The organism is Streptomyces sp. SAS_272, from assembly GCF_052543235.1.
Window position 1 is genome coordinate 63,488 of the sequence record NZ_JBMNDR010000047.1, and the last position, 9,165, is coordinate 72,652.

At 68.3% G+C, this 9,165-nt stretch carries 8 protein-coding genes; all 8 read left to right on the forward strand.

All coding sequences use genetic code 11. The features are described from left to right. The first annotated feature begins 123 nt into the window (after nucleotides 1–123). The 8 genes from ACN6LD_RS25035 (at nucleotide 124) to pssA (ending at nucleotide 9,122) form a co-directional block, all read left to right on the forward strand. On the forward strand, nucleotides 124–942 hold the full coding sequence (locus ACN6LD_RS25035; protein ID WP_319190374.1) for a TetR family transcriptional regulator: 819 nt from the start codon (nucleotides 124–126) through the stop codon (nucleotides 940–942). Between the two features lie 426 nt (nucleotides 943–1,368). Next, entirely contained in the window at nucleotides 1,369–2,706 is a 1,338-nt protein-coding gene (gene ccrA, locus ACN6LD_RS25040; RefSeq protein ID WP_319190404.1) for a crotonyl-CoA carboxylase/reductase, read from the forward strand. A 17-nt stretch (nucleotides 2,707–2,723) separates the two neighbouring features. Next, on the forward strand, nucleotides 2,724–4,772 hold the full coding sequence (locus tag ACN6LD_RS25045; RefSeq protein WP_319190376.1) for a protein meaA: 2,049 nt from the start codon (nucleotides 2,724–2,726) through the stop codon (nucleotides 4,770–4,772). Next, nucleotides 4,769–5,728, forward strand: a complete 960-nt coding sequence (locus ACN6LD_RS25050) for an HpcH/HpaI aldolase/citrate lyase family protein (RefSeq protein WP_319190377.1) — start codon at nucleotides 4,769–4,771, stop codon at nucleotides 5,726–5,728. The genes ACN6LD_RS25045 and ACN6LD_RS25050 overlap by 4 nt, the downstream gene beginning before the upstream one ends. A gap of 5 nt (nucleotides 5,729–5,733) precedes the next feature. Then, nucleotides 5,734–6,246 (forward strand): MaoC family dehydratase, encoded by a 513-nt coding sequence (locus ACN6LD_RS25055; RefSeq protein WP_319190379.1) that lies wholly within the window; start codon nucleotides 5,734–5,736, stop codon nucleotides 6,244–6,246. Nucleotides 6,247–6,248: 2 nt separating this feature from the next. Continuing rightward, nucleotides 6,249–7,454, forward strand: coding sequence for an acyl-CoA dehydrogenase family protein (locus ACN6LD_RS25060; RefSeq protein WP_445044327.1), 1,206 nt, complete (start codon nucleotides 6,249–6,251; stop codon nucleotides 7,452–7,454). 170 nt (nucleotides 7,455–7,624) lie between these two features. Beyond that, entirely contained in the window at nucleotides 7,625–8,281 is a 657-nt protein-coding gene (locus ACN6LD_RS25065; protein ID WP_057582234.1) for a phosphatidylserine decarboxylase, read from the forward strand. Between the two features lie 22 nt (nucleotides 8,282–8,303). Continuing rightward, on the forward strand, nucleotides 8,304–9,122 hold the full coding sequence (gene pssA, locus ACN6LD_RS25070; protein WP_319190382.1) for a CDP-diacylglycerol--serine O-phosphatidyltransferase: 819 nt from the start codon (nucleotides 8,304–8,306) through the stop codon (nucleotides 9,120–9,122). Nucleotides 9,123–9,165 lie beyond the last annotated feature (43 nt).

The following is a 9,165-nucleotide window of genomic DNA, read 5'->3' on the forward strand; positions in this document are numbered from 1 at the left end:
CGGTCGCAGGCGACGGAGGACTGGGGCGGCCTGCTCGACCCCACGGGCCCGCCCCCGTTCGCCGAGGGCGGCGGGAACCCCGGACACGCGCACCGAGCTGCGCACATGCAGTACGTTCGGGTCATGTCCCAGCCCGCCAGGTCCTCACGTACACCAGCCACGCCCGACGCGCCGGAGAGCGCCGCAGGCAGCCGCGCGGCCGCCCAGCGACTCAAGATGCGCCGAGAACTGGCGGCTGCGGCCATGGAGCTGTTCTCGACCAAGGGGTACGAGGCGACCACCGTCGACGAGATCGCGGCGGCGGCGGGCGTCGCCCGCCGCACCTTCTTCCGTCACTTCCGCTCGAAGGAAGAGGCGATCTTCCCCGACCACGACGACACCCTGATCCGGGCGGAGGCCGTGCTGAACGCGGCCCCCGCGCACGAGCACCCGCTGGACACGGTGTGCCGGGGCATCAAGGAGGTCATGCGGATGTACGCGGCGCGTCCGGAGATCTCGGTCGCCCGCTACCAGCTGACGCGCGAGGTGCCCACCCTGCGCGAGGCCGAGATCGCGTCGGTGGCCCGCTACGAGCGGCTGTTCACCCGCTATCTCCTCGGCCACTTCGACGAGCACGCGCACGACGACGACGCCAACGACGACCCGCTGCTCGCCGAGGTCGCGGCCTCCGCGGTGGTCACCGCCCACAACCACGTCCTGCGGCGCTGGCTGAGGGCCGGCGGCCAGGGCGACGTCGAGAGCCAGCTCGACCACGCCTTCGCGATCGTGCGCAAGACGTTCGGGACGGGCATCGGAGCCGGCCGCAGCAGCGCCGGCTCCCCGCAGCCGGTCGCGGCGGCGGTGTCCTCCGCCCAGGGCGAGGTGCTGGTCACCGTCGCCCGGACCGACGCATCGCTGGACGAGGTCATGCGCACCATCGAGCAGGCGCTCAAGGAGCGCTGAGACCCCTCCGCGGTCCCCTTCGCGCTGTGATGACGGCCACCCCTCGGGGTGGCCGTTTTGGCATGTCAGAGCACCTTTTCGCGCGGATTTTCGTCCCCGTTCGATCGATCATCGCTCATTTGTTACGTAAAGATTTCAGCTGAGAGGAAGTTCTGGCACTCAGTGCCTTGCGAGGTGACACGCGGTGTCATACGTTGAAGGAGTCCGGGCGGCCGGCGTGCAGAGACCATGCGTACGCCGGCTGTCCCCGCAACCCCATGGATTGCGCGCCCGGACGCCTGCGTCACAGGCAACCTCCCGCGCCACAAAGCGCTGCCGAACCACCCCCGCCGAACCGACGGCACTTCCCCGAACCCTCAGCAGCACCGACGCAAACCCCAGCGCCCCTCCCTCAGGGCGCTCACCGCCGGAGGCAACACCGTGACCATGAACAAGATCCTGGACGCGATCCAGTCGCCGGAGTCCACGCCGGACGACTTCGCCGCTCTGCCGCTCCCCGAGTCCTACCGCGCGATCACCGTGCACAAGGACGAGACGGAGATGTTCGCGGGCCTGGAGACCCGCGACAAGGACCCGCGCAAGTCGATCCACCTGGACGAGGTGGCCCTGCCCGAGCTCGGACCGGGCGAGGCCCTGGTGGCCGTCATGGCCTCCTCGGTCAACTACAACTCCGTGTGGACCTCGATCTTCGAGCCGGTCTCGACGTTCTCCTTCCTGGAGCGCTACGGCCGCCTCAGCGAGCTCACCAAGCGGCACGACCTGCCGTACCACGTCATCGGCTCGGACCTCGCGGGCGTCGTGCTGCGCACCGGCCCGGGAGTCAACGCCTGGAAGCCGGGCGACGAGGTCGTCGCGCACTGCCTCTCCGTCGAGCTGGAGTCCTCCGACGGCCACAACGACACGATGCTCGACCCCGAGCAGCGCATCTGGGGCTTCGAGACCAACTTCGGCGGCCTGGCGGAGATCGCCCTGGTCAAGTCCAACCAGCTGATGCCGAAGCCCGACCACCTGTCGTGGGAGGAGGCGGCGGCCCCCGGCCTCGTCAACTCCACCGCCTACCGGCAGCTGGTCTCCCGCAACGGCGCCGGCATGAAGCAGGGCGACAACGTCCTGATCTGGGGCGCCAGCGGCGGACTGGGCAGCTACGCAACGCAGTTCGCGCTGGCCGGCGGCGCCAACCCGATCTGCGTCGTCTCCTCACCGCAGAAGGCGGAGATCTGCCGGGCCATGGGCGCCGAGGCGATCATCGACCGCACCGCCGAGGACTACCGGTTCTGGAAGGACGAGAACACCCAGGACCCCAAGGAGTGGAAGCGCTTCGGCAAGCGCATCCGCGAGCTCACCGGCGGCGAGGACATCGACATCGTCTTCGAGCACCCGGGACGCGAGACCTTCGGCGCCTCCGTCTACGTCACCCGCAAGGGCGGCACCATCACCACCTGCGCCTCGACCTCGGGCTACATGCACCAGTACGACAACCGCTACCTGTGGATGTCCCTGAAGCGGATCATCGGCTCCCACTTCGCCAACTACCGCGAGGCCTGGGAGGCCAACCGGCTGGTCGCGAAGGGCAAGATCCACCCGACGCTGTCGAAGGTCTACTCCCTGGAGGAGACCGGCCAGGCCGCCTACGACGTGCACCGCAACCTCCACCAGGGCAAGGTCGGCGTCCTCGCGCTGGCTCCCGAGGAGGGGCTGGGCGTGCGCGACGAGGCCAAGCGCGCCCAGCACATCGACGCCATCAACCGCTTCCGCAACATCTGAGACACCCGGGGTCATAGATGACTGAGCGTCAGCCCGCCGCAGGACAGCGGGAGAAGGACCGGCCGTGGCTCATGCGCACGTACGCCGGTCACTCCACGGCCGAGGCGTCCAACGAGTTGTACCGGCGCAACCTCGCCAAGGGTCAGACGGGTCTGTCGGTCGCGTTCGACCTGCCCACCCAGACCGGCTACGACTCCGACCACATCCTCGCCCGCGGCGAGGTCGGCCGGGTCGGCGTGCCGGTGGCCCATCTCGGCGACATGCGCAGGCTGTTCCAGGACATCCCCCTGGAGCAGATGAACACCTCGATGACGATCAACGCCACCGCCATGTGGCTGCTGGCGCTCTACCAGGTCGTCGCCGAGGAGCAGGGCGCGGACGTCACCCGGCTCCAGGGCACGACCCAGAACGACATCGTCAAGGAGTACCTGTCCCGGGGGACGCACGTCTTCCCGCCGGGGCCGAGCCTGCGGCTGACGACGGACATGATCGCGTACACGGTCTCCCACATGCCGAAGTGGAACCCCATCAACATCTGCAGCTACCACCTGCAGGAGGCCGGGGCCACGCCGGTGCAGGAGATCGCCTACGCGATGTCCACGGCGATCGCCGTGCTGGACGCCGTCCGGGACTCCGGGCAGGTGCCGGCCGACAAGTTCGGCGACGTCGTCGCCCGTATCTCCTTCTTCGTGAACGCGGGCGTCCGCTTCATCGAGGAGATGTGCAAGATGCGCGCCTTCGGCCGTATCTGGGACCAGGTCACCCGCGAGCGCTACGGCATCGAGAACCCCAAGCAGCGCCGCTTCCGCTACGGCGTCCAGGTCAACTCCCTGGGCCTGACGGAGGCGCAGCCGGAGAACAACGTCCAGCGGATCGTGCTGGAGATGCTCGCCGTGACGCTGTCGAAGGACGCACGCGCGCGTGCCGTGCAGCTGCCGGCCTGGAACGAGGCCCTGGGCCTCCCCCGGCCCTGGGACCAGCAGTGGAGTCTGCGCATCCAGCAGGTCCTCGCCCTGGAGAGCGACCTGCTGGAGTACGAGGACATCTTCGCGGGCTCGCACGTCGTCGAGGCGAAGGTCGCCGAACTGGTCGAGGCCTCCCTCGCGGAGATGGACCGGATCCAGGAGATGGGCGGCGCGATGGCCGCCGTCGAGTCGGGCTACCTCAAGTCGCAGCTGGTCTCCTCGCACGCCGAGCGGCGCGCCCGCATCGAGTCGGGCGAGGACAAGATCATCGGCGTCAACGTCTTCGAGACGACCGAGCCCAACCCGCTGACCGCCGATCTCGACACCGCGATCCAGACGGTCGACCCGGCGGTCGAGGCCCGTGTCATCGCCTCCCTGGAGAACTGGCGCGACACGCGGTACCAGCCGCCCTTCAACCATCCGCGTCCGTGCAAGGCGCTGGAGAAGCTGAAGGAGGCGGCCAAGGGCACCGCCAACCTCATGGAGGCGACCCTGGAGTGCGCCCGGGCCGGCGTCACGACCGGCGAGTGGGCGGGGGCGCTGCGCGAGGTGTTCGGCGAGTTCCGCGCGCCGACCGGCGTGTCCTCGGCGCCGGTGGCGGTCCCGGCGGAGGAGGGCTCGGCCATGGCCGACGTCCGCCGCAGGGTCGACCTGACCGCGAAGGACATGGGCGTCGGCAAGCTGCGCTTCCTGGTCGGCAAGCCGGGCCTGGACGGGCACTCCAACGGCGCCGAGCAGATCGCCGTGCGGGCTCGCGACGCCGGCTTCGAGGTGGTCTACCAGGGCATCCGGCTGACGCCCGAGCAGATCGTGGACGCGGCGCTCGAGGAGGACGTGCACGCCGTGGGCCTGTCCATCCTCTCCGGATCGCACGCCCAACTGGTGCCGGACGTCCTCGAACGGCTGCGTGTGGCCGGTGCCACAGACATCCCGGTGATCGCCGGTGGCATCATCCCGAATGGCGACGCCGAGCAGCTCAGGGCTGCGGGCGTGGCCGCGGTCTTCACCCCGAAGGACTTCGACATCACCGGAATCATCGGCCGCATCGTCGACGAGATCCGCAAAGCGAACAAGCTCGACCCCCTGGAGGTCCCCGCATGACTGTCAACCGTCTTCGTCCGCGGCGCTCCTGTCTCGCGGTCCCGGGCAGCAACCCCCGCTTCCTGGAGAAGGCGCAGGGCCTCCCGGCGGACCAGGTCTTCCTCGACCTGGAGGACGCGTGCGCGCCGCTCGCCAAGCCCGAGGCGCGCCACACCATCGTCAAGTTCCTCAACGAGGGCGACTGGACCGGCAAGACCAGGGTCGTGCGCGTCAACGACTGGACGACCGAGTGGACGTACCGTGACGTCGTGACCGTGGTCGAGGGCGCCGGCCCCAACCTCGACTGCATCATGCTGCCGAAGGTGCAGAACGCCCAGCAGATCGTCGCCCTCGACCTGCTGCTGACGCAGATCGAGAAGACCATGGGCTTCGAGGTCGGCCGGATCGGCATCGAGGCCCAGATCGAGAACGCCCAGGGCCTGAACAACGTCAACGAGATCGCGCAGGCCTCGGCGCGCATCGAGACCATCATCTTCGGCCCGGCCGACTTCATGGCGTCCATCAACATGAAGTCGCTGGTCGTGGGCGAGCAGCCGCCCGGCTACCCGGCGGACGCCTACCACTACATCCTGATGAAGATCCTCATGGCGGCCCGCGCCAACGACCTCCAGGCGATCGACGGCCCCTACCTGCAGATCCGCAACGTGGAGGGCTACCGCGAGGTCGCCGGTCGCGCCGCGGCTCTCGGCTTCGACGGCAAGTGGGTGCTGCACCCGGGCCAGGTCGAGGCGTCCAACGAGATCTTCTCGCCGTCGCAGGAGGACTACGACCACGCCGAGCTGATCCTGGACGCGTACGACTACTACACGTCCGAGGCCGGCGGGAAGAAGGGCTCGGCGATGCTCGGCGACGAGATGATCGACGAGGCGAGCCGCAAGATGGCGCTGGTCATCTCCGGCAAGGGACGCGCCGCCGGCATGCAGCGCACCGGCAAGTTCGAGATCCCGGAGGGCTGAGCACCATGCAGTTCGGACGCACCTACGAGGAGTTCGAGGTCGGGGCGACGTACAAGCACTGGCCGGGCAAGACGGTCACCGAGTACGACGACCACCTGTTCTGCCTCCTCACCATGAACCACCACCCGCTCCACATGGACACGAACTACGCCGAGAAGACGACCGACTTCGGCAAGAACGTCGTCGTGGGCAACTACATCTACTCGCTGCTGCTCGGCATGTCCGTGCCCGACGTCTCCGGCAAGGCGATCGCCAACCTGGAGATCGAGTCGCTGCGGCACGTGGCGCCGACGTTCCACGGCGACACGCTGTACGGCCAGACGACCGTGCTGGACAAGTGGCCGTCGAAGTCGAAGAACGACCGCGGCATCGTCCACGTCGAGACCAAGGGCTACAAGCAGGACGGCACGCTGGTCTGCGTGTTCCGCCGCAAGGTGATGGTGCCGACCGAGACGTACATCAAGGAGCGCGGCGGCGAGCAGCCCGGCCGCCCCGAGCTCAGGGAGCAGGAGAAGTAGCCATGGCGCGACTCGCCCAGACCGCCGGTCTGACCGACATCCAGCAGGAGATCCTCTCCACCGTCCGCGACTTCGTGGACAAGGAGATCATCCCGGTGGCCACCGAGCTGGAGCACCGCGACGAGTACCCGCAGCAGATCGTCGACGGCCTCAAGGAGTTGGGCCTGTTCGGTCTGATGATCCCCGAGGAGTACGGCGGTCTGGGCGAGTCGCTCCTCACCTACGCCCTGTGCGTCGAGGAGATCGCCCGCGGCTGGATGTCGGTCTCCGGCATCATCAACACCCACTTCATCGTGGCGTACATGCTCAAGCAGCACGGTACGCAGGAGCAGAAGGACCACTACCTGCCGCGCATGGCGGCCGGCGACGTCCGGGGCGCGTTCTCGATGTCGGAGCCGGGTCTCGGCTCGGACGTGTCGGCGATCACGTCGAAGGCGGTGAAGGACGGCGAGGAGTACGTCCTCAACGGCCAGAAGATGTGGCTGACGAACGGCGGAACGTCGTCCCTGGTGGCCGTTCTCGTGCGAAGTGACGAAGGACACCCCGAGGGGACGGCCCCCCACAAGTCGATGACGACCTTCCTGATCGAGAAGGAGCCCGGCTTCGGCGAGGTCCGCCCCGGCCTGACCATCCCGGGGAAGATCGACAAGATGGGCTACAAGGGCGTCGACACCACCGAGCTCATCATGGACGGCCTGCGGCTTTCCCCCGACAGCGTGCTCGGCGGGGCCACCGGCCGAGGTTTTTACCAAATGATGGACGGCGTCGAGGTGGGCCGCGTGAACGTCGCGGCGCGTGGCTGCGGCGTCGCTCAGCGTGCCTTCGAGCTGGGCGTCAGCTACGCCCAGCAGCGCCACACCTTCGGCAAGCCGATCGCCCAGCACCAGGCGATCCAGTTCAAGCTGGCCGAGATGGCTACCAAGGTCGAGGCCGCGCATGCGATGATGGTGAACGCCGCACGCAAAAAGGACTCCGGAGAACGAAACGACCTCGAGGCAGGGATGGCGAAGTATCTCGCCTCCGAGTACTGCAAGGAGGTCGTGGAGGACTCCTTCCGGATCCACGGTGGCTACGGCTTCTCCAAGGAGTACGAGATCGAGCGCCTCTACCGCGAGGCCCCGATGTTGCTGATCGGTGAAGGCACCGCCGAAATCCAGAAAATGATCATCGGGCGCCGGTTGCTCGAGGAGTATCGGTTCCAGGGCTGATTGTCCGGGTTGGGGGTGTTTTCTTCGAGAAGAAGATCACACCCTGTCAACTTCCCTGTGCCGTCGACTCGGCTTCCTGACTTACCCAGTTGTGGCCCCGAACCGCTACGATCGCGGAAAGCCGCCGTCCCCCCGTCGAAGCGCGGCATCATCCGCTACGAAGGTCATCCATGCCCCACAGCCAAACCTCTGCACACCGCGACAGCCTGGTAGGCGCACGCCTCGCGCGCGGAGCATCGCCGTGGCTTCTGCCGACCGTCGCCACCGCAGCCGTCAGCCTTCTGCGCGCCCGCCGCTCGGGCGCCGCCAAGGCCGTCGCCGTGCCCGCCACCGCTCTCGCGGCGGGCATGCTGTGGTTCTTCCGCGACCCCGAGCGAGAGATCGCGGAGGGCCGGGTCATCTCCCCCGCCGACGGTGTGGTGCAGAGCATCATGCCGTGGAAGGACGGGCGCACCCGGGTCGCGATCTTCATGAGCCCGCTCAACGTCCACGTCAACCGCGCGCCGCTGGCCGGCACCGTGACGTCGGTCGAGCACATCCCCGGCGGATTCGTGCCGGCGTTCAACAAGGAGAGCGAGAACAACGAGCGCGTCGTCTGGCACTTCGACACCGAGCTCGGTGACATCGAGATGATCCAGATCGCCGGAGCCGTGGCCCGCCGCATCGTCCCCTACATCCCCGAGGGCACGAAGGTCGAGCAGGGCGAGCGGATCGGCCTGATCCGCTTCGGTTCGCGCGTCGACATCTACCTGCCCGAGGGCGTGGACGTCGCGGTCGAGGTGGGGCAGAAGACCGTGGCAGGGGTGACTCGCATTGACCGTGATTGACCCGGAGACCCAGGCGGGCTGGGTGCCTGAAGCCGACGACGTGGACGACGAAGAGGAGATGCCGCTCTCTCTGCGTCTGTCGATAGCGGACACGCTCACCCTCGGCAACGCCACATGCGGCTTCATGGCGGTGTACTTCACCACCACCGGCATCCTGATCCCGCACCTCACCGGCAGCCAGGAATCCGGCATGGCCCGCCACAGCGCGGCCACGGCGGTCATCCTGATGCTCTGCGCGGCGATCTTCGACCTCTTCGACGGCCTGGTCGCGCGCAAGCTGCGCTCCTCGCCGATGGGCGCGGAGCTGGACAACCTGTCGGACCTGATCAGCTTCGGTCTGGCGCCGGCGTACTTCGTCCTGGTCTACGGCATGGTCGCCGACGACGCCCATCAGCGGGTGGCGGCGGTCGGCGCGATCGTGGTCCTGCTGGCGGTGGTGCTCAGGCTCGCGAGATTCTCGTGCGTCACCGTCAAGGACGGCACCTTCCAGGGCATGCCGTCGCCGTTCGGCGCGCTCACGGTCGTCTCGATCGTGCTGCTCGGCCTGCCGTTCGAGGCGACCCTGATGGCCATCCTGGGCACCGCGTGGCTGATGGTGAGCCGGGTCGAGTACCCCAAGCCGCGGGGCCGCCTCGCCGGTGCGGTGCTCATCTGGATCGTGCTGTCGATGGGTCTGCTGGCGGCCTGGGCGTTCGACGCCCCGAGCGGTCAGCTCCTGCTCCAGACGGGCTGCGCGCTGCAGCTGGTCATGGGCGCGGTCATCCCGCTGTTCGCCACGGCCCGCCGGGTGAACAACTTCCGTGACAACCGCCGCGAGGCCCGCGCGGGGCAGCTGCCGTAGCGCACACGCGGTCGTAGAGAAGGCGAAGGGCCCGAACCTGACG